Source organism: Marinobacter pelagius (assembly GCF_900114925.1).
Taxonomy (GTDB): Bacteria; Pseudomonadota; Gammaproteobacteria; order Pseudomonadales; family Oleiphilaceae; genus Marinobacter; species Marinobacter pelagius.
Genome location: NZ_FOUR01000003.1, coordinates 196,298 through 215,660, shown reverse-complemented (window position 1 = coordinate 215,660; position 19,363 = coordinate 196,298). Strand labels below are relative to the sequence as shown.

Sequence of the window (19,363 nt, the reverse complement as noted above, 5' to 3'; positions counted from 1 at the left end):
GCCAATCGATGACACAATCACTGATCCCGGAGGGAAACCGTTGGAAACGGCGGGATGTTCTGCGGACCCTGTTCTTCACCGCCGGCGCGGTGGGCTCCGCCACCTGGCTGACCGGCTGCGGTGGATCAGGCTCCGATGGTGCCGTTCCACCGGTTGTAGCCGGTGACACGCCCGAGACCGGCGACCTCCCTGAAACGGTGGAAAAGCTGGTGGGCCGGTTCGCGGATATCGGGCCGTTGCGCGCCCCGGACGTTCACGCGGTCCGTACCCCGGAGGGCTTTGCCACCCGCGTTGTTGCGATCAATGGGGAGCTGCCTCAGCCACAGGGCATGGCAGTCAGTGGCCCCCAGACCGGTGGTATCGGTAATCGCCCCTGGCACATTTTTCCGGATGGCGCCGGCGTGGTGGCCAGGGACAACGGAGGCTGGATCTACATCAGTAACAGTGAGGTTCCGGGCGTTGGCAGTATCGGATTTACCTATCCGGAGCTGGCCGGGCTGACCAATATCGTCGAGGAGTTCACGCCGGGACTTGCCCAGGTGGGGACACTGGTGTTTGATCCTGATGGCACCATTGTCGATTCCTACACCATTCTCAGCGGCACCACCTTCAACTGCGCCGGTTGTGTGACACCCTGGAAAACCTGGCTTTCCTGTGAGGAATTCCCCAACGGCCAGGTCTGGGAGTGTGACCCCTTCCAGCCCGGCGAGGGACTGGCCAGGCCAACCCTTGGCTTTTTTTCCCATGAGGCCATTGCCATCGATCCGGGTGAACGCCTGCTGTACCTGACCGAGGATATGCCGGATGGCCGGTTCTACCGGTGGGTGCCAGACCCCTCTGACTGGCCCGAGGGCAGTGAGCGGGCCGCTTTGCAGTCCGGCCGGCTGCAGGTCCTGGCGGTCGGCGGTGATGGTGTCGAAGCGGCACTGGATTCGCCCCAGCCGATCGAATGGCTGGATGTTCAGAACCCCCATGAGCCCCAGCATGAAAACCGGTTGCCGGAATCGACGGTGTTCGACGGCGGCGAGGGCGTCTGGTTCTTCAACGGTATTGTCTACTTTGCCACCAAGGGCGACGACCGGATCTGGGCAGTGGACACCCTGGCCCAGACCATCGAGGTCATCTACGATCGCGCCACCGCGGTAGCTCCGAATGACACCCTCTCCGGCGTGGACAACCTGTTTGTGACCGATCAGGGGGACATTCTCGTGGCGGAAGATGGCGGTGATATGCAGGTGGTGGTGATTCTGCCGGACCGCACCCTGAAGCCGTTACTCCAGATAGTCGGGCAGGACATCTCCGAGATAGCCGGGATTGCGTTCTCGCCGGACGGGCGGAGGATGTACTTTACGTCGGATCGTGGGGGCAGGGATGGTTTTGGCGGGTTTACCAATGGATTGGGGATGGTTTATGAGCTGATCCTGCCGGAGGGGTTGTGAATGAAAACGGGGTCAGAAGAAGGCGTTCTTCTGACCCCAAGGTCAATCCCCGGGGATCTGATGCGCTCCCCAGGGGTCTGATGAAAGCCTTCATCTGACCCCAGGTTCGCCTTGAGTTAGCTTGAAAAAGGGGTCAGAAGAAAGCTTTCTTCTGACCCCGGCTTCACCTGACCCCGGGTCCACTTACTTCAACTGATCCCGGATCAGCTTCTTGTTGATCTTGCCAACACTGGTCTTGGGAATGTCATCCACAAAGTCCATCTGCTCCGGGATGGCCCACTTGTTGATGTCGCCACTGTCGACAAACTGTTGCAGATGCTTCTGGATGTCCTCCTGGCTGGCGGTTTCACCGGGCTTGAGGGTGACCAGTGCATAGGGGCGCTCGCCCCATTTCTCGTCGGGCACACCGACCACAGCGGCGCCGGCGACGGCCGGGTGCTGGCTGATCAGGTTTTCCAGGTCCAGGGAAGAGAGCCATTCGCCACCGGTCTTGATCACATCCTTGATACGGTCCTTGATGGTCAGGGTGTTGTCCGGCTCCATGCTGGCGACATCACCGGTGTGCAGCCAGCCGCCTTGCCAGAGTTCCTCGCCTTTCTCCGGTTCCTTGAAATAGCTCTGGGTCAGCCAGGGCGCGCGGGTAACCACTTCGCCCTTGGCCTCGCCATCGTGGGGAACCGGCTTGCCAGCAGGATCAACAATCTCGATCTCAACCATGGGCACAGCGATACCGGTCTTGACCCGTTTTTCGGTCTGCTGCTCCAGCGGGAGTTCCAGATCCTCGGGGTTGAGATGGGTCGCACTCAGCAGCGGGCAGGTCTCGGACATGCCGTAACCGGTGTACATGCGAATGCCGAGCTTGGCGCCGGCATCGCACAGGCCCTTGGTCAGGGCGCTGCCGCCGATCAGCACATGCCAGTTGCTCAGATCCGCGGTCTTGATGGATTCGGTGGCCATCATCATCTGCATGATGGTGGGAACACAGTGGGAGAAGGTGACCTTGTGCTCCTTGAGCAGGTCCACCAGCAGTTCCGGCTCATAGCGACCCGGGTAAACCTGCTTGATACCCATCATGGTGGCGGCATAGGGCACACCCCAGGCATGCACGTGGAACATGGGGGTGACCGGCATGTACACGGAGCTGGAACGCAGCAGCGGCATCTCATCGTAGGCTGCCAGGGAACCGGTCATGGCCAGGGTATGCAGAACCAGCTGTCGGTGGCTGAAATACACGCCTTTCGGGTTACCGGTGGTGCCGGTGGTGTAGAAAGTAGTGGCAACGCTGTTCTCGTCGAAATCCGGGAAATCGAACTCGGTTCCCGCCTGACTGAGCAGGGCCTCGTATTCACCGGCGGTGTCCAGGCTGGTGTCGGCGGCGGAGTCTGAGTCGGTCAGCTGGATGTAGGTCTTGACCGTCTCGATCTCGTTCTTCACGCCCTCGAGAATGGGCAGGAAGTCGTCGTGTACCAGCACCACGTCGTCTTCGGCGTGGTTCATGGTGTAGACAATCTGTTCTGGAGAGAGGCGTACGTTGATGGTGTGCAGGACAGCACCAATCATCGGGATGGCAAAGAAGCACTCCAGGTAACGGGGAGTATCCCAGTCCATGACTGCCACGGTGTCACCGGGCTTCACCCCGGCGTCGGTCAGGGCATTGGCCAGCCGGTGAATGCGCTCCACCAGGGTGGTGTAGGTGTACTTGCTGCGGTTGGCGTAATGGATTTCCTGGTCCGGGTTATAACGGGGGCCCGAGAGCAGGAGCTGTTTGATAAGCAGGGGGTACTGATAGGCGTTCTTGGCCGGAGACAGAATTCGGGTCTGTGCCATCTTGTGTTCCTCTTTCTCTGCTTGTGCTTGTTTTTACGATGAGAAAGATAAATCTGACACAGTTTGGGAAAAACGGGAACCGGTGAAAGTGAAAAAATTGCAGAACGTACGCGTCAATTTTGGTGCAACGGGTACGCTCTGCGAATCTGGATGTTACTGATAGGTGCAAAGATAGGCGGTATCGATATCGGCTTTCGCCTTGAAGCTGGCCTGGCCGGCCACGTCAAAGCTCTCGCCCGCGCCGTAGGTCATCCACTCTTCCATGCCCGGGAGCAGCACGGTCAGGGCACCGCTGATCACTGTCATGGTTTCCTTCTTGGTGGTACCAAACTCGTACTCACCGGGGCTGATCACGCCAACCGTCGCCGGCAGGGTGGCCGTCTGGAAGGCAATGGACTTGGCTTTGCCGTCGAAATACTCGTTTACTTTAAGCATACGCTGGCCTCCTGAAATGGATTGGGCCGACTACTATACGGCAAAACGTTACAACTCCAATGACATTTTTGAGGCTGTGAGGGAGGGCCAGTCACTGCTCCCAGGGCTTCCCCTCGGTGCCATCCATGGTCTTCACCCCGATATGCATCGCCGCCTTGGCCAGGATATTGGCGCTCACCGGCGCCGTCATGAACAGGAACACGGTAATCAGCACTTCGGAAATGCCGATCCCGTCCCCCCTTGCGGTGAAATAGATCACCGAGCTGAGCATAATGGCGCCCACTCCCAGGGTGGTGGCCTTGGTGGGGCCGTGCAGCCGGGTGAAGAAATCCGGCAGGCGGGCCAGGCCGATGGCGCCGATCAGGGTAAAGGCGCCCCCGAGCAGGAGCAGGAAAGCAATGGCGTATTCGGCAAACGGATTCATAAGGCTCTCCTATTCGATCACGCTGCCGCGCTTGAGGTACTTGGCCATGGCGACGGTACCGACGAAGCCCATGACCGCGATCAGCAGGGCCGACTCGAGATACATGCGGGTGCCCAGGGTAATGCCCAGCAGGATGATCAGCGCGATCGCATTGATGTAGAGGGTATCCAGCGCCAATACGCGGTCGGGCGCATCCGGCCCCCTGATCAGGCGATACACGTTCAGCAGGGCCGCCAGGGTAACCATGGCAATGGTGATGTAGAGGGCAATGGTGATCATTTGAACATCTCCAGCAGAGGCTGTTCATAGCGTTTTCGGATGGTGCTGATCACTTCCTGTTCATCCTCGGTGTCCAGGGCGTGAATCAGCAACAGGCGCTGGTCGTCACTGACGTCGGCACTGACCGTACCGGGCGTCAGGGAAATGGTGCTGGCCAGTATGGAAATGGCCAGGGGATGCTCCAGTTCCAGCGGGTAGCAGACGAACGCCGGGCGCGGCTTGCGCGGACTGATGATCAGTGCCGCAACCTCGAAGCTGGCAATGACAATGTCCTTGAGCACACGGGCCAGGTATTTCGGCATCAGCCAGAATCGCATGAACGAAGGACGTTCGGGCCAGAATCCCTGGGTCATCTGCGGGATGGCCCACGCCAGAATCAGGCCGAGCACGAGGCTGCCGCCGCTGATACCGTCACTCAGGAACTGCCAGGTGACAAACAGGATCAGGCTGAGCCAGGGCTGGGGAAAACTCAGTCGGTCAAGCATCAGTTCTCCTCCCCGACCATCGGAGTCTGCAGGATTTCCAGATAAGCCGCGCGGTTCTGCAGTTGCGCAGCAGTCGCGTCGGTGTATTCGTTGATCGGGCCGGCGAAGGCAACGATCACCAGGCTCAGGCCAATCAGGGCGCCGGTAGCAGCTCGCAGATTACCCCCGAGCGGCTTTGGCTCCTCGATATGGCCGTCAACGGTCCGCCAGAAGACAATGCTGCCGGCACGGCTGTAGGCGATGATGGTAAAGAAGCTGCCAATGATCAGCACTGACCAGAGCCACGCCATTTCGGGGCCCGAGGTCACGGAGTTGAGGATCAGCAGCTTGCCAAAGAAACCACTCAGGGGAGGCAGACCCGCGGCGGCCACTGCGCCGATAAGGAACAACACACTGATCAGTGTGCGGTTACGCATACGTGGCGCCGTCACAATCTTGTCCAGGGCACTGCCGCGTTGACTGGCCACCAGCTCCGCCACCAGGAAGAGCCCGGCGACGGTCCAGGTGGTGCTGAGCAGGTAGAACAGCGCGGCGGAGATGCCTTCCTCGGAACCCAGGGCAATGGGCGCCAGAAGGGTGCCGACGGAGATAATCACCTGCCAGGCCACCAGGGTCTTCAGGCTCTGGGCGCCCAGAGAACCCACTACGCCCATGGTCAGGGTGATCAGGGCCAGCGGGAACAGCCAGTCCATGCCCAGATTGGCCAGGGCCCCGGCATCGTCACCGAATATCAGCAGATAAACCCGGAGGATGGCGTAGATACCGACCTTGGTCATGACCGCAAACAGCGCCGCCACCGGTGCCGTGGCACGGGCGTAGGCTTTGGGGAGCCAGAAGCAGAGGGGCAGGAGCGCGGCCTTGAGGGCGAATACCACCAGCAGCATCATGCCGCCGGCCTTGACCAGTTCCAGTTCCTCACCGGAGAGCAACAGCACCCGGACGGCCAGATCGGCCATATTGAGCGTACCGGTAACACTGTAGATCATGCCGACACTGATCAGGAAGACGGCCGAACCCACCAGGTTGAGCACCACGTAATGCAGGCCCGGAACCGTCCGGGCAGTGCCGCCGCCGTGCATCAAGAGGCCGTAGGAGGCAATCAGCAACACCTCGAAGGCCACAAAGAGGTTGAACAGGTCCCCGGTCATGAAGGCGATATTCAGCCCCATCAGCTGGAACAGGAACAGGCCATGGAACTGACGGTTGCCCTCATCGGCACCACCGATGGAGAACAGGTGGGCGAACAGGGCCAGGACGGCCGTCATGACCAGCATCAACGCCGCCAACCGGTCCAGGACCAGGACAATACCGAACGGAGGCTCCCAGTTACCAAATGCGTACAGGCGATAGCTGCCATCATCGGCCATCACCAGCAGCACGATGGTGGAAACCAGCAGGAGTACCGTGGTGCCAAGCGCCAGGGTGCGCCGCAGGCTGATCGGGGCATAGCCCATGAACGCCTGCAGGACGCCCCCGAGCAGGGGAATCAGAATCGGAGCGATAAGCCAGTGGTTCATTGACTGCGTTCCTCCTCGCTCTTCTGCTCCGGTTTTTCCGGTCGTTCGCCCTGGCGGCCGTCCACGTGATCGTCCTCGTTATCCGCCAGGTTTCTCAGGGACAGCACAACCACAAAGGCGGTCATGGCAAAGCCGATCACGATAGCGGTCAGCACCAGTGCCTGGGGCAGGGGGTCGGAGTAGCTTTCCGTGCTGCCCAGGATGGGCTGTCCGCCGGTTGCCAGCCGTCCGCTGGAGAACAGGAACAGGTTGACGCCATAGGAGATCAGCGTCAGCCCCACCACCACCGGGAATGTGCGGGCCCGCAGCAACAGGTATACGCCCGAGGAGGTCAGGGCGCCGATGACAAGCGCGAAGACAAGCTCCATTACACACCCTCCTTCTTGGGCTTGATGGCGGAGTGGGGTGATAGCCGGCCAATGCTGACCAGGGCCAGCAGTGTGGCGCCGATAACCGTCAGGTAGACGCCCAGGTCAAACACCAGCGCCGAGGCCACCTCGAACTTGCCCACTACCGGCCAGGTGATGTAACCGAAGGTTGAGGTCAGGAACGGATAGCTGAAGGCCAGGCTGCCGGCACCGGCAATGATTGCGAACAACAGGCCCAGGCCGATCACGTTGTGGTACTTGATTCCGATCCGCTCCTGGGTCCAGACCATGCCACTGGCAATGTACTGGAGAATCAGGGCCACGGAGGTAATCAGGCCGGCGATAAAGCCACCACCCGGCAGGTTGTGGCCTCGCAGGAAGATGAACGCCGAAATCATCAGTGCCAGCGGCAGCATTGGCCGGGCAATCTGCCTGAGCATCATCGGATGCGCATCGCGGGTCCAGGGGTGGCCCATGCCATCACCCGGAGGCGGTGTCAGGGCAGTATCCTTGAGCATGGCGTAGATCCCCAGGGCGGCAATCGCCAGTACTGTGATCTCACCCAGGGTATCGAAGCCCCGGAAGTCCACCAGGATGACGTTCACCACGTTGGTGCCGCCCCCGCCGGTTTTGCTGTTTTCCAGGAAGAAGTCGGAAATCGAACTGAACGGCTGGGTCAGCATGGCCAGGGTGACCAGGGTCATGCCGACACCGGCAACCAGGGCAATCAGCGCGTCCCGGCCTCGCTGGCCGCGAGTGCTCTCCAGTGGCGTCCAGGATGGCATATAGAACAGTGCCAGCATGAGCAGCACGATGGTGACCACCTCCACGGACAACTGGGTCATGGCCAGATCCGGCGCCGAGAAACGGGCGAAGGCCAGAGCCACGATCAGACCCACTACGCTGAGCAGCACCAGGGCGTAGAAGCGCTCCCGGTGCAGGAATGCGGTCAGCAGCGCGCATACAATCAGTACTCCCGCCGCGATCGCGGTGGGAAGGTCAACGGGGCTCAGCCCCAGCTCGCCGACAAAGATGCCCACGTTCATCAGGGGCGCTGCGGCCACGGCAATGACGCTCAGTACCAGCAACAGGGCATAGCGTTGCAGGGAGCCGTTCTCGATACGGCCGGTCAGGTCGTGGGAGAAGGTCGCAAGCCGAGACACCACCGCTTCGAACACGGCTTTCTCATCAATTTCCTTGAACCGGGCATGGAAGTCGAAGAAGCGCTGACGCTGTGTGTACATCAGCAGGCCACCGAAGAAGGCGACAAAGCTCATCAGCAGCGGCAGGTTCAGGCCATGAACCACGGCGAGCTTGTAGTCGGGCACATCACCACCGAGGGTGGCTGAGGCTGCGGAATAGAGCAGCGGACCGACGGAAATCGCCGGGAACATGCCCACCATGACACAGGCAAACACCAGGATTTCCACCGGAATCTTCATGTAGCGGGGTGGTTCATGGGGTGGATACACGGGCAGGTCCACCGGCTTGCCATTGAAGAAGACGTCGTGGATGAAGCGCGCCGAATAGGCCACCGCGAAGATACCGGCCAGGGTCGCCACGATCGGGGGCAACCAGGCCCAGAGCCCGGGCAGGTTCAGCTCCAGCGACTCGGCAAAGAACATCTCCTTGCTCAGGAAGCCGTTCAGCAGCGGAACACCGGCCATCGAGGAGGCTGCCACCATGGCCAGGGTCGCGGTGTGGGGCATATAGCGCCAGAGCCCGTTGATCCTGCGCATGTCCCGGGTGCCGGTTTCATGGTCGATGATACCGGCCGCCATGAACAGCGAGGCCTTGAAAGTGGCGTGGTTGATTACGTGGAAGACCGCGGCTACGGCTGCCAGTTGGGTGCCCATGCCAAACAGCAGGGTGATCAGGCCCAGATGACTGACCGTGGAATAGGCCAGCAGACCCTTGAGATCGTGCTTGAACATGGCGATATAGGCACCGATCAGCAGGGTTGCCATCCCGGTGAAGCTCACCATGTAGAACCACTGTTCGGTACCCGCCAGCGCCGGGTACAACCGGGCCAACAGGAACACGCCTGCCTTTACCATGGTGGCCGAATGCAGGTACGCGGAGACCGGTGTCGGTGCCTGCATGGCGTGAGGCAGCCAGAAGTGGAACGGGAACTGGGCCGACTTGGTGAAGGCGCCAAGCAGCACCAGCGTCAGCGCCACCGGATACATGGCGTGGGCCTTGATCTGGTCGCCGGCAGCAAGAACGTCATCGAGCTCGAAGCTGCCGACGATGTTGCCGATGATCAGGATGCCGGCCAGCAGCGCCAGACCACCGCCCCCGGTAACCGCCAGAGCCATCCGGGCGCCGCGACGGGCGTCCTGCTTGTGGGTCCAGTAACTGATCAGAAGGAACGAGACCAGACTGGTGATCTCCCAGAAAATCAGCATCAGCAACAGGTTGCTCGACATCACGATGCCCAGCATCGAGCCCTTGAAGCAGAGCAGCAGCGCGTAGAACTTGGCGATGTTCTCCTTCGGCTTCAGGTAATAGCGGGCATACAAGATGATCAGCAGCCCGATGACCAGAATCAGCAAGGCAAACAGCAGCGCGAGGCCGTCCAGGCGAAAGCTGAGCGAGATGCCAAGGGCCGGCAGCCATTCCTGGTGGTACAGAACGTAGCCACCGTCGGCTAACACCTGCCAGTTCGGGTAGAGGGCGGCCAATGCGATCAGGGCCGGAACGGAAGAGGCAATGGCAATTGCCGTTCGCCCCCCCTGGGCGAACAGGGGCGCGGCAATCGCCCCCAGGAAAGGCAGTAAAACAACCAGCGGTAGCGACATCGCAACCTCGTTATCGGTTTTTTCTTCTAGTATGGAAAAAGGCGTGTGTGCAGAAGTCTAGCCTCCGGACGCGGACCCTGCATGGCATAAAAGGCAGCAGGAATACGGAGGAAGCCCGGGATCAGATGAAGGGCGGATCCGGGAAATAGGGCAGACGACCGCGATGGCGGGCGATATCAGCCGTTACAGGCGGGCGAATGGTCTGTTTGCAGCCGAAGGACCTTTCGGTCATTGGTTGCTCCGTCAGTCTAACTTGGAATCCGATGATACGTGCCCGAGGGGCTAGGTCAAGTCACATTGTGATTAATCAATTCTATTGATCCGTTCAGGTGGCCGATAAAGGTTGATGGAAAAATGGCTGCCTCGCTAGAATGTCGGTTCTGCATCTCTTTCCTGAGGTTCTATGACACTGCTGATCGCGTTTGCGGTTCTTTCCATCAGTTTTTCCTTTCTCTGTTCCATACTCGAGGCCTCATTGCTGTCGGTCACACCGAGCTACATAGCTTCACTGAAAAAGGACAATCACGCGCTTTTCCTGAAGCTTAGGAAACTCAAGAGCGATATCGACGATCCGCTGGCGGCCATACTCACGCTCAACACCATCGCCCATACTGCCGGTGCAACAGGTGTCGGTGCCCAGGTGGCGGTGGTTTTCGGAGAGGCCTGGCTCGGGGCGGCATCCGCTCTGATGACCCTTGCCATCCTGATCCTGTCCGAAATCATCCCGAAAACCATTGGTGCCAAATACTGGCGTGCCCTGGCGCCCAGGCTCCCGGCGGTACTCGGATTCCTGATGACCTCACTCAAGCCGTTCATCTGGCTGTCGAAGATGATCACCCGCCGCATCGCGGCGGGTGAAGATGACACCGACATTCGTGGTGAAATCAGCGCCCTGGCCGAGATTGGCCGGGACCAGCAGGCCCTGGATGAAGACGAGCGCCGGATCATCCAGAACGTACTGCGCTTCCATGAAATCAAGGTCAGTGGCGTCATGACGCCGCGGACGGTGTGCAAATTCATCTCACCGGAGACGACGGTGCCGGAATTCCGGGAGCAGGTGCGCAAATCCCCGTTCTCCCGTTACCCGGTCATCGACGAGGAAGGCGAAGCGCTGGGATACCTGCACCGATCCGACCTGATTTCACTTCCGGATGATGCCGACCTGATGGAGCACCTCCGTTCCATCAAGCGGGTCAAGGGCAATACCAATATCGAATATCTGTTCTCCGACATGCTGCGGGAGCGGCAGCACATTGCCATTGTTTACGACGAGCTGGGAACCTGGCTGGGAATAGTGACGCTGGAGGACATATTGGAGACGCTTTTGGGCACCGAGATCATGGACGAAACCGACAACGTCTCCAACCTTCGCCGGTATGCCAAGCAGCGCTGGAGCCGGCGATTGCGCAAAATGGGATCCTGAGGGACCCGCCGACCGGCGTCAGCGGATCGACTTCAGCGCCGAGAAGATCGCCTCGGCCTCGGCTTCAAGTACCTGACAGCGCAAGGGATTGCCCTGTTGCAGCGCCCGGGCGAGCTGCTTCTGTTTCATGTCATAGAGCCGGCTGAGGACATCTGCCCGACCCGGCTTGGCTGGTGCGTTCATGGAATGCTACCTCCCCACGTGAACACCCTGTGTCAATAATCTTTACGTTCTCCAATGCCTGATGGCCTTCACACAGACTAGATGCATAACACGGGCCAGTGTTACACCTGCCGCTCAACGTCCGAACCGTGCCCGGTAGGCCCCGGGCGCCAATCCGGTATGCTTCCGGAACAATCGGCTGAAAGAGCTGACATCCTCGTAGCCAACGCGCCGCACAACGCTCTCCACCGTCTCCCGGGAAGACTCCAGCAGCTCCCTGGCATTCTCGATCCGCAGAACCTGCAGATAACCGACCGGCGTCTCCCCGGTCGCCGCCTTGAAACGCCGCATCAGAGACCGCTCCGTCAGCCCCGCCCTGTTCGCCATTTCCTGCATTGTGATCATTTGATGAAAATGCCCGTCCAGCCAGTCCTGTAATTTCAGAATAGCCCCATCCGAATGATAACGCCGGGCCTGCAAAGCTCCGTACGGCGCCTGACTCGTCCTGCCAGCATCAATCACAAACGACTTCGCCAACTCCCGCGCCACCTGCGCCCCGGCAAAACGCTCGACCAGATACACCCCCAGATCCCACCAGGCCATTCCACCCCCGGCACAGGCTACCGGACCATCCACCGTCACCAGCTTCTCCGGATCCAGACCCACCCCGGGATACCGCTCACGAAACTTTCGACTGAACCCCCAATGCGTCGTCGCCTCCCGCCCCTCCAGAAGCCCGGCCTCGGCCAGAAAAAACGCACCGGTACAGTTGCTGGCAATACTGACCGTGCCCGAATCCCTGTCCCGGAACTGGCCAAGCCAGCTAATCAAAGCGGGGTTATCGGCCAGCACTTTCTCAATGGGGGCACCAATGGTAGGGATAATGACCAGATCGCTACCAATCGATGATGACCGATCATTCCAGGCGCCATCGCTGAGCAGGGTGAGGCCGTTAATGCATTTGCAGGGATCACCGTCGAAGGTCAGCAGTCGGGTTTTGAAGTAATGGTTGGGTTTTTCGCCATGAATTCGCGCCCAGGTTACGCCGGCCAAGCGGAACAAATCGATGACACCCGTAATTGCGCTGGCAAGCGCTCCGTCAAATCCGACTATAGAAACAGTTTGCATTCGGCCTCCGATGGAGGGGCTCGGTGGAAGGATCTCTCCTGAAACTGTGTGCAGCAAGGATGCTGCACTCAAGCCTACAGGGACGTATTCACGGCGTGTTTCAGGAGAGATCCTTCCAGCGAGACCCGAGCGGTCTTATAAGGCAGTTGGCGGTATTCGCCAAGAATATGTCAGAAATGCCGGTTCCAACACAACCACCGGTTATGCGAATCTAGGCAGCAATAAACAGGAGACCCAGAATGACCGACACCCTGATTGACCGCCGAGACCTGGCATTCCAACTCTACGAAGTACTCGACACCGAAAACCTGATCACCCGCGAGCGCTTCAGCGAACACAACAAAGACACCTTCGACGCCGTCATCGAAACCGCCGACAAGATGGCCCGCGAACAGTTCGCCACCCACAACAGCGCCGCCGACAAGAATGAACCCCGCTTCGAAGACGGCCAGGTCAAAATGCTGCCCCAGGTCAAACAGGCCTTCGACGCCTACGCCGAAGCCGGCTTCATCGCGGGCCGATACGATTACGAGCTTGGCGGCATGCAACTGCCCGAATCCGTCATGGCCGCCTGCAACGGCTTCTTCACCGCCGCCAATCCCGGCACCGCCGGCTACCCGTTCCTGACCACCGCGGCCGCCAACCTGATCCGCATCTTCGGAAACGACCAGCAGAAAACCACCTATCTGCCCCACATGCTCTCCGGCCGCTTCTCCGGCACCATGGCCCTGACCGAGCCACACGCCGGCTCAAGCCTCGCGGACATTCGCACCTCCGCCAGCCCGACCGACGAAGGTCACTACCTGATCAAAGGGGCCAAGATCTACATCTCCGGCGGCGAGCAGTCCATCACCGACAACATCGTCCACATGGTCCTGGCCAAGATCAAAGGCGCACCGGCAGGGGTGAAAGGCATCTCCCTGTTTATCGTGCCCAAGTTCCGGGTCGATGCCGAAGGCAACCCGGGCGAACGCAACGGCGTCAGCCTCGCCGGCCTGATCCACAAGCTTGGCTATCGCGGCACCACTTCCACAGCCCTGAGCTTTGGCGACGACGCCCCTTGCCACGGCTACCTGGTCGGCGAACCCCACCAGGGCCTCAAATACATGTTCCAGATGATGAACGAAGCCCGCCTGGGTGTGGGATTCGGTGCGGCAGTCATCGGCTACCGGGGCTACATGCACAGCCTCGAATACGCCAAGGACCGACTGCAGGGCCGCAAACCCTCCGAAAAGAACCTGGAAAGCCCGCAGGTACCCATCATCGAACACGCCGATGTACGCCGTATGCTGCTGGCGCAAAAAGCTTACAGCGAAGGCGGCCTGGCCCTGTGCCTCTATGGCGCCCGCCTGGTGGACGACCAAAACACCCATCCGGACGAGCAGAAACGCCTGGAAGCCGGCAAACTGCTCGACCTGCTGACCCCGGTCATGAAAGCCTGGCCGTCCGAATACGGCCCCAAGGCCAACGACCTGGCAATCCAGGTATACGGCGGCGCCGGCTACACCCGCGAATACCCGGTGGAGCAATGCTGGCGGGACAACCGCCTCAACCCCATCCACGAGGGCACCAACGGCATCCAGGCCCTGGACCTGCTTGGCCGCAAGATCTGGCAGGACCAGAGCCACGGCCTCCAGCTGCTGATGCAGGAAATGCAGACCGACCTCGAAGCTGCCACCACCGACCGTTGCCAGCAGTGGGCCCTGTCCCTGAGTGAAACTCTGCAGCAGGCCGTCAAAGTCACCCAGAGCCTGGGCAAAGCCCTGATGGGTGGCGGCAAGCCCGATAACGTCCTCGCCAACGCGGCCTGCTATCTGCACCTGTTCGGCCACATCACCGTGGCCTGGATGTGGCTGCGCCAGGCCAATGCCGCCGCCCATGCCCTAGGTTCGGCCAACAGCGATGACGAGCGCAACTTCTACCAGGGTAAGCTCCAGGCCGCCCAGTACTTCTTCCACTGGGAACTGCCCACCGTCGCCCAGGACCTGGTCCTGCTGCGCAACCAGGATGACACCTGCCTGAATATGAAAACGGAGTGGTTCTGAGGGAAGGGATTCAGTCTTTAATGGAGAGAAGATAGGCTGTTTTCAATGGAGGATAACCCCGCGTTCTGAGCGGGCGGCTGGCCCCTTCGCACGGGACTGTGTGCAGCAGGGATGCTGCACACAAGCCTACAGGGACGTATTCACGGCGTGTCCCGGGCGAAGGGGCCAGCCGTCCGCCGGCACCCAAGCCGATCCTCAGGCGGCTTCCTCCGAATCCGAGGACTCCCGCCGCGCCTTGACCTCAGCCGCCACCCTGGCAGCATAATCCGCATACTTGGCGGTCAATTCTTCCTTCCGATCCGGATCCCAGTTGATCTTGCTCAGATCGCCCTCGTAATGGTCAATCACCCGCTTGTCCATCTCCTCGTACCACCAGTTCGGCACGTAAGCAGGCAACAGCATTGACGCATAGCCACCCGGCAATTGTGGCGCCTTCTCGAAGTGACGCAGCGCCTGGAAACTCCGGGCCGGATGGGCATGATGATCAGAGTGCCGCTGCAGCTGATACAGGAACAGGTTGGTCACAATGTGATTGCTGTTCCAGCTGTGCTCCGGCTTCGTCCGCTCGTACTTGCCATTCTTGTCCTTCTGCCGCAGCAGACCATAGTGCTCGATGTAATTCACGCTCTCCAGCAGACTGGCGCCATACACCGCCTGCGCCGCCAGGAACGGAACCGCCCGTGGGCCACACACCAGTGTGGTAGCACCAAAGAACCCGGCACTCATGGCCCAGCCCTGCAGTAACTCGTTATCCAGGCTCCAGAAACTCTTACCCTTGCGAGCCAGACGCGCCTTCTCGATCTTGACCGACGACTTGATGCCCCCGATCACCGTGCGGGGCAGGAACTTCCAGAAACTTTCACCCATACGGCTGCTGGCCGGATCCTCCGGCGTGGCCACCCGCTTGTGATGACCGAAATTGTGTTCCACCACAAAGTGGGTGTACCCGGTGGGTGCCAGTGCCGCCATGGCCAGGATCTTGTTCAGCTTGTTGGACTTGTGCCCCAGCTCATGGGCCGTGTTGATGCCCACGCCGTTGATAGCACCGACCGTCAGGGTCAGCCCGATCTTGTCCTCGATGGGGGTCTTCTTCCGGCTGGCCAGCCAGGCACCCATGAAGGTCATCGCATACTGCGTCGGGATGAACGCCTTTACGATGCGATCGTAGTACTTGTCCTGCTCCAGGGTTCTGACCGCGGATTCCGGCGGGTTGCTCTGATCCTCACCGATGGCCCGGTCCAGGGCGGGGATGATTCCGTGTACCAGCGCCGGACCGGTCCAGGCCAGGGCTTTCAGCTTCTTCGGTGCGATGGCGTACCCGGTCAGGGCAGCCAGGCCGATGCCGGGCAGGGCGGGGCCCAGGAGCCACAGGTAACGTTTCGGATCTTTCCAGTCCTGGCCATTCTGAAGGGATGTATCCTTCTCTTCGTGCTTCTGTACCGCGTCGTTGACCTTGGCATTCATATCCGGATCTCCGTGTTGTTCATTGTTTGATCCAATTTATGTCGGACAATCTGGCAATTCAACAATTGTCGGACAATTTTGTCGGGTTGGCATGAAATGACAAGCAAAGAGGGGGTGGCGAATTTCCGGCAACTGAACCAAACTTTGTGCAAACAACAACAATCAGCTCGGCCGAACAGAGCGACAGGGATGATTCAGCCATGACACCTCAAGATACCCAGGGCGCCGTTGCCCATTGGTCCGTTCAGGATATGCTCCGGGAATACCTCACCACAGGCAGAATGGCAGAAGTCGTGTACCGGGATGGAGCCGGCCAGGTCTGTATTGCCCACGATATTATTCGCGACGTTTTCAGTCGCGCAGGCAAGGACTTTATCCTTCTCGGCAGGGGCGAGATGGTGGGTGTTGATCACGTCATCACTATCGATGGCAAGTTTCCCACCGTAAGTTGCTGCTAACCAAAGGGTAATGCCCCAGTAATTGTGTTATCCGAGGCCATGGGCGTAATCTCCTCCCCGTTGCGAATGATCTTCAACGGAGGGAACGTTATGAAAAAGCAAATGCTCGTAGCTATGGCACTGGCTGCTTCACTGGGCCTGGTTGCCTGCAGCTCAGAGGAAGAGGAAGCCAACCAGGGCGTGGACTTTGAACAGGCGGCTGACAACGCCGGTGATATGGTCGAAGAGGCCGGCGAATCCGCCCAGGACACCTACGAGGAAGCCACAGGCCAGGCTGATAGTGCCTGGGAAGAGACCAAGGACACGGCTAAAGAAGCCGGTGATGAAGTGAAAGATGCCGCAGAGGAAACTGCGGAAGCGGTAGAAGAGGGGTACAACGACGCGACCCAGCAGTAATAACGCCCGCGCCAGCCTCGCAAACGAGGCTGGCGTTTGCCTGTCAATAAACAGTCATGAACTTGTCTTCAAACAGTTCCCGTCCTGTCATATTTCCTGCCGAAACTGACCTCTCCAAAACAACTTCCCCTGACCGTTGTGAGAGAGGCAAGAAATGGCGAAGCACGATCTTGATCCGAACTACCTGGATCCGAACTACGAGCCGGTAGTCAACCATTCCGAAAACACCCCGTTCCACCAAGTTCTGGCTGCCCGCATGCAGCGCCGTACCGTTATGAAGGGCACCGTGGGTGCCGCGCTGGCCAGTGTTATGGGGCTGGGCCTGGCGGGTTGTGGTGGTGACAGCGACAGCAGCTCCACCACAAACACCAGTGATACTCCCGATGCGGATGTCCCGACCACAGAGCTGGGCTTTAAAGCCGTTCCGGTTTCAACCGCCAACGAGATCAAGGTTCCGGAGGGTTACTCCTCTCAGGCCTTCCTGCCCTGGGGCACCCCGATCACCGGTTCGTATCCCGAGTACAAGCCGGATGGCACTAACACTGGTGCTGACCAGGAGCAGCAGGTAGGCATGCACCATGATGGCATGCATTTCTTCCCGATCGATCTGAAGGCCGGTGGCAACAGCTCCACCGAAGGCCTGCTGGTGATGAACCACGAGTACATCAACCAGGGTGCTCTGCATGCCAGCGGTGCTACCTATAACAGTAACGGCAACCGTCCTACCGATGAAGTCCGGAAGGAAATCGCAGCTCATGGCGTTTCCGTCGTTCATATCAAACAGGACAGCAACGGAACCTGGGATATCGTATTCGGTAGTCCCTTCAACCGCCGCATTACCGGTGGTACCGAGATGGAAATCCGCGGCCCTGCTCGCGGTTACCACAAACTGTTCACCAAGTTCAGCCCGAACGGCAACCGCACCCGAGGCACCCTGAACAACTGTGCCATGGGGCCGACTCCGTGGGGCACTTATCTCGCAGCCGAGGAAAACTGGCATGGCTACTTCAAGACCAGTGCTGCCGAACGTCCCCGCGAGCAGGTTCGTCATGGTGTTGACGGTACCTCCCGCTATGATTGGGAGCTTGCCGAGAACCAGGCCGACGCATACGTGCGCTTTGACGTAACGCCTGGCGAAGGTTCAGCAACCGATGACTACCGGAATGAGGCCAATACCTTCGGCTACATGGTCGAGATTGACCCGTTCAACCCGGAAAGTGCTCCCCAGAAGCGCACAGCGCTGGGCCGTTTTGGCCACGAGGGTGTGATCTTTGCGCCGGTGAAAGAAGGTCAGCCAGTGGTCTGCTACTCAGGTGACGATTCTCGTTTTGAATACATCTACAAGTTTGTCTCGTCCAAGCCTTACTACGCTGCAACAGCTGGCGGCTATCTGCTGGACGAGGGCACTCTCTACGTGGCGCGGTTCAACGAGGACGGCACGGGCGAATGGTTGCCGCTGAATCTGAATGACGCTGATTTTGCTGCGAAAGTGGCACAGGCCGTCACGGATGGGGTTGTAGGCAGTATCCCGTTTGATGGCTTCGAGAATCAGGCAGACGTGCTGGTGAACACCCGACTGGCCGCAGACATCGCCGGCGCCACCACCATGGACCGTCCTGAGTGGGGCGCAGTGGACCCGAACAGCGGAGAAGTCTATTTCACTCTCACCAACAACTCCAATCGTGGCAAAGAAGGGTACGATGACGTAAACGCTGCCAACCCGATCGTTGAGAACCGGACAGGACATATCATCCGTTGGACGGAGGCAGGTAACGATCATACCGCTACTGCTTTCGAATGGGATATTTTCGTGTTCGCGGGCGAGCAGGGCACTGAAACCGTTGTCGATGATGAAGTGATTGTGTCTCTCACTGACGACAACATTTTCAACAGCCCGGACGGCCTTTGGTTCGATTACAACGGTCGTCTCTGGATCCAGACCGATGGCTCTGATGCTGCTCCGTACCAGAACAACATGATGCTGGCCGCCAACCCGGAAACCCGAGAGATCAAGCGTTTCTTCGTTGGCCCCGTCGGTTGTGAGGTAACCGGTGTTGTGACCACGCCGGACAGCAAGACCATGTTCGTCAATATCCAGCACCCGGACGGTAACTGGCCGGACTCCTCCGATCCGCGTCCCCGTGACGCAACCGTCATCGTCACCCGCGACGACGATGGTGTCATCGGCGCCTGATAGACTCAAATCAGGAATAAGCTGAATGAAAGGCCGGCTCCGGTTATTCGGGGTCGGCCTTTTCTTTTATTGCGCGGGTCCGCGAAAACCACGGGTCGGCTCCGGGAAAGGCTGTGTTAGACTTCGGAAAAACCGATTGTAAGGAGTAGTTACCTTGCCCGAACCGGAATACATTCCCGCAAACGACGACCCCATGCAGCGCCGCTCGGACTCCGGACGCAACCTGGCTGTGGCCGTCTACATCCTTCAGGCACTCTCGTTCTTCCTGGGCGGGATCACCGGTCTGGTGGGCGTGATTATCAATTACGTGAAACTGGATGATGTCCGAAACACCTGGATCGAGCGTCACTTCCGGTGGCAGATTCGGACCTTCTGGATCGGTTTGCTGTGGACGGTGATCGGCATTGTGACCACACCCCTGATCATCGGCTGGTTCATCCTGCTCGGCATCTCGATCTGGATCATCTACCGGATTGTGAAGGGCGCTCTGGCCCTGAACGAAGGCAAGGTGGTCTGAT

At 59.5% G+C, this 19,363-nt stretch carries 18 protein-coding genes; 7 read left to right on the top strand and 11 right to left on the bottom strand.

All coding sequences use genetic code 11. The features are described from left to right. Positions 1–8: 8 nt before the first annotated feature. Positions 9–1,439 carry an alkaline phosphatase PhoX gene (locus tag BM254_RS07955; RefSeq protein ID WP_092001372.1) on the top strand — a complete coding sequence of 477 codons (1,431 nt, stop codon included), beginning with the start codon at positions 9–11 and terminating at the stop codon, positions 1,437–1,439. 183 nt (positions 1,440–1,622) lie between these two features. On the opposite strand, the gene BM254_RS07950 is transcribed toward BM254_RS07955, so the two are convergent. The 8 genes from BM254_RS07950 to BM254_RS07915 all read right to left on the bottom strand — a co-directional run bounded on the left by BM254_RS07950 (position 1,623) and on the right by BM254_RS07915 (position 9,575). Continuing rightward, a complete protein-coding gene (locus tag BM254_RS07950; RefSeq protein WP_092001369.1) occupies positions 1,623–3,266 on the bottom strand; it encodes a fatty acid--CoA ligase in 1,644 nt (547 codons plus the stop codon). Positions 3,267–3,419: 153 nt separating this feature from the next. After that, entirely contained in the window at positions 3,420–3,701 is a 282-nt protein-coding gene (gene ppnP / locus BM254_RS07945) for a pyrimidine/purine nucleoside phosphorylase (RefSeq protein ID WP_092001367.1), read from the bottom strand. 91 nt (positions 3,702–3,792) lie between these two features. Continuing rightward, positions 3,793–4,125 (bottom strand): Na+/H+ antiporter subunit G, encoded by a 333-nt coding sequence (locus BM254_RS07940; RefSeq protein WP_092001364.1) that lies wholly within the window; start codon positions 4,123–4,125, stop codon positions 3,793–3,795. A 9-nt stretch (positions 4,126–4,134) separates the two neighbouring features. Next, the gene (locus BM254_RS07935) at positions 4,135–4,404 is read right to left on the bottom strand and encodes a K+/H+ antiporter subunit F (RefSeq protein ID WP_092001360.1); all 270 of its coding nucleotides are present in this window, start codon (positions 4,402–4,404) and stop codon (positions 4,135–4,137) included. After that, entirely contained in the window at positions 4,401–4,889 is a 489-nt protein-coding gene (locus tag BM254_RS07930) for a Na+/H+ antiporter subunit E (protein ID WP_092001357.1), read from the bottom strand. The genes BM254_RS07935 and BM254_RS07930 overlap by 4 nt, the downstream gene beginning before the upstream one ends. After that, a complete protein-coding gene (locus BM254_RS07925; RefSeq protein WP_092001355.1) occupies positions 4,889–6,406 on the bottom strand; it encodes a monovalent cation/H+ antiporter subunit D in 1,518 nt (505 codons plus the stop codon). The genes BM254_RS07930 and BM254_RS07925 overlap by 1 nt, the downstream gene beginning before the upstream one ends. Further along, entirely contained in the window at positions 6,403–6,774 is a 372-nt protein-coding gene (locus BM254_RS07920) for a Na+/H+ antiporter subunit C (protein ID WP_092001352.1), read from the bottom strand. Before BM254_RS07920 ends, BM254_RS07925 begins: the two co-directional genes overlap by 4 nt. Continuing rightward, positions 6,774–9,575 (bottom strand): monovalent cation/H+ antiporter subunit A, encoded by a 2,802-nt coding sequence (locus tag BM254_RS07915; protein ID WP_092001349.1) that lies wholly within the window; start codon positions 9,573–9,575, stop codon positions 6,774–6,776. The genes BM254_RS07920 and BM254_RS07915 overlap by 1 nt, the downstream gene beginning before the upstream one ends. A 403-nt stretch (positions 9,576–9,978) precedes the next feature. On the opposite strand from BM254_RS07915, the gene BM254_RS07910 reads away from it, so the two are divergent. Beyond that, positions 9,979–10,998 carry a CNNM domain-containing protein gene (locus tag BM254_RS07910; protein ID WP_092001346.1) on the top strand — a complete coding sequence of 340 codons (1,020 nt, stop codon included), beginning with the start codon at positions 9,979–9,981 and terminating at the stop codon, positions 10,996–10,998. Between the two features lie 18 nt (positions 10,999–11,016). Here BM254_RS07910 and BM254_RS17755 read toward each other — a convergent pair whose 3' ends face one another. Continuing rightward, the gene (locus tag BM254_RS17755; protein WP_175497221.1) at positions 11,017–11,181 is read right to left on the bottom strand and encodes a hypothetical protein; all 165 of its coding nucleotides are present in this window, start codon (positions 11,179–11,181) and stop codon (positions 11,017–11,019) included. A 114-nt stretch (positions 11,182–11,295) separates the two neighbouring features. Beyond that, positions 11,296–12,288 (bottom strand): GlxA family transcriptional regulator, encoded by a 993-nt coding sequence (locus BM254_RS07905; protein ID WP_092001343.1) that lies wholly within the window; start codon positions 12,286–12,288, stop codon positions 11,296–11,298. A gap of 239 nt (positions 12,289–12,527) precedes the next feature. Between BM254_RS07905 and BM254_RS07900 the strand changes: the two genes are divergently transcribed. Continuing rightward, positions 12,528–14,333 carry an acyl-CoA dehydrogenase gene (locus BM254_RS07900; RefSeq protein WP_092001339.1) on the top strand — a complete coding sequence of 602 codons (1,806 nt, stop codon included), beginning with the start codon at positions 12,528–12,530 and terminating at the stop codon, positions 14,331–14,333. A 195-nt stretch (positions 14,334–14,528) separates the two neighbouring features. On the opposite strand, the gene BM254_RS07895 is transcribed toward BM254_RS07900, so the two are convergent. Next, entirely contained in the window at positions 14,529–15,797 is a 1,269-nt protein-coding gene (locus tag BM254_RS07895; protein ID WP_092001335.1) for an alkane 1-monooxygenase, read from the bottom strand. A gap of 200 nt (positions 15,798–15,997) precedes the next feature. On the opposite strand from BM254_RS07895, the gene BM254_RS07890 reads away from it, so the two are divergent. From BM254_RS07890 to BM254_RS07875, 4 genes are all read left to right on the top strand, one after another. Beyond that, positions 15,998–16,255: a hypothetical protein gene (locus tag BM254_RS07890; RefSeq protein WP_092001332.1), complete on the top strand. Its 258-nt coding sequence runs from the start codon at positions 15,998–16,000 to the stop codon at positions 16,253–16,255. A 90-nt stretch (positions 16,256–16,345) separates the two neighbouring features. After that, the gene (locus BM254_RS07885; protein WP_092001328.1) at positions 16,346–16,651 is read left to right on the top strand and encodes a hypothetical protein; all 306 of its coding nucleotides are present in this window, start codon (positions 16,346–16,348) and stop codon (positions 16,649–16,651) included. A 154-nt stretch (positions 16,652–16,805) separates the two neighbouring features. Then, positions 16,806–18,845 carry a PhoX family protein gene (locus tag BM254_RS07880; protein ID WP_092001324.1) on the top strand — a complete coding sequence of 680 codons (2,040 nt, stop codon included), beginning with the start codon at positions 16,806–16,808 and terminating at the stop codon, positions 18,843–18,845. A 154-nt stretch (positions 18,846–18,999) separates the two neighbouring features. After that, positions 19,000–19,362, top strand: a complete 363-nt coding sequence (locus tag BM254_RS07875) for a DUF4870 family protein (RefSeq protein WP_092001321.1) — start codon at positions 19,000–19,002, stop codon at positions 19,360–19,362. Position 19,363: the final 1 nt, after the last annotated feature.